Raw genomic sequence first — 1,482 nt, 5'->3', positions numbered from 1 at the left:
ATAAAAATGGGTTGCGATCGCCGTTGTACCCATAAAGCTGACAAACCGGGTCACCATCATTTGGCTAAGCTGATAAGACAACCATTCCAGCCCGGCAGGAATACCAATCTTCAGGATGGCTACCAGCTTACTCCATTGAAGCTGTACGTAATACCGGATGCGAATCGGCGCACTTACACGCTTGTACAGCAGTAGAAAAATCCAGACACACGCTACAGCACGGCTAATAACTGTTGAAATCGCTGCTCCCGCCACTCCCATCTGCGGCAGACCAAACCAGCCATAAATGAGCAGCGCATTCCCCACGATATGCAATATATTCATACCAATGCCCACGATCATCGTATCTTTAGTAAAACCATGCGAGCGAATAACCGGACCTGCGGTTAGCATAAGCGCTTCCAGAAACAGCGAACCCCCTGCCAGCATCATATAGATTTCTGCATTTTCCTTAATCGTCGGGGTAATATGGTAAAAGGATAGTAAAAAATCCCGGCTCACAATAAACATCAAACTCAGCGCCAGACCAAACACCAGATTAAAGGTTAGTGCCGAAGCCGTAACACGGCTTGCATCCACATGCTTTTGCGCCCCCAATAGCTGAGCAATGATCACACCTACACCAAGACCAAGCAGATTGAAAAGTATAATCGTGAATTCAATCAACTGTCTTGATACACCTACAGCCGATACAACCTCATCAGAAACATGGCTTAGCATGAACGTATCCACGCTACCCATCAAAATGTGAAACAACATCTCTATAAAGATCGGCCAAGTGATGGCAAAAACCGTCATCGTTTTAACGGCTTGTGCTTGCTTGGAACCGTTTTCCTGAGACAGTGACATCCTTCCGTATTCCTCCTAAATGCGACCCAATTATTACTTAATACCTACACGTCAATATCGATAACACTTACTCAATCATAAAAAGTCATATGCTTTTTATCGTTTCTATAATATTGCAGGCGATCCTGCAATTGTCCTGTGTGGAATTCAAACTTATGTCCGTCTGGATCTGTAAAATAGACCGACCTTTTGTCCTGTTCATTCCGCTCTCTTCCGGGCAAAATGGTGACATTAAAAGTTCTCAGCTTGTTAAGCATGCTCTCAAAATCAGCTTCCGCTATCGAAAATGCAATATGCGTATAGGATTGATGAATTTCATTTCTTGGGATATCCTCCTCCACATTGAGGGCCAGCCACATTCCCAAGCAGTCCAGGTAAGCCAACTTACGTCCTTTAACGAGCAGTTTTCCATCTAGTATATTCTGATAGAAATGTATAGACTTCTCCAAATCAGACACCGAAAAGCAAATATGATTCCACCCTTGTATGCTCATGTTCCCTATTCCTTTCAGCAAATCCTGTCTAGCCAATAGGTCCACGCTTCTGTATATTGATCTAGATCTCCCGGATGATGCCGAATGCAGGTAGCAATACGAAAGTATAATCCTTGTAGTACCTCCCTGTTCAGCTCGT

The 1,482-nt window shown here is 44.1% G+C and carries 2 protein-coding genes; both read right to left on the bottom strand.

The annotated features are described in order from the left end of the window. Nucleotides 1–849 (bottom strand): MATE family efflux transporter (locus tag GRP75_RS26670; protein ID WP_160790861.1); only part of this gene is annotated, 849 nt, incomplete at its 3' end. A 71-nt stretch (nt 850–920) separates the two neighbouring features. Continuing rightward, nucleotides 921–1,343: a metallothiol transferase FosB gene (gene fosB / locus GRP75_RS26665; RefSeq protein ID WP_160790860.1), complete on the bottom strand. Its 423-nt coding sequence runs from the start codon at nt 1,341–1,343 to the stop codon at nt 921–923. Nucleotides 1,344–1,482: the final 139 nt, after the last annotated feature.

Source organism: Paenibacillus sp. OT2-17 (assembly GCF_009827695.1).
GTDB classification, from domain to species: Bacteria; Bacillota; Bacilli; order Paenibacillales; family Paenibacillaceae; genus Paenibacillus; species Paenibacillus polymyxa_B.
The sequence above is the reverse complement of the archived record's forward strand: the minus strand, read 5'-3'. Positions and strand labels throughout refer to the sequence as shown.

Excerpts from the sequence above, each read along its gene's own strand:
- fosB (WP_160790860.1), bottom strand. The coding sequence starts at position 1,343 with ATGAGCATACAAGGGTGGAATCATATTTGCTTTTCGGTGTCTGATTTG.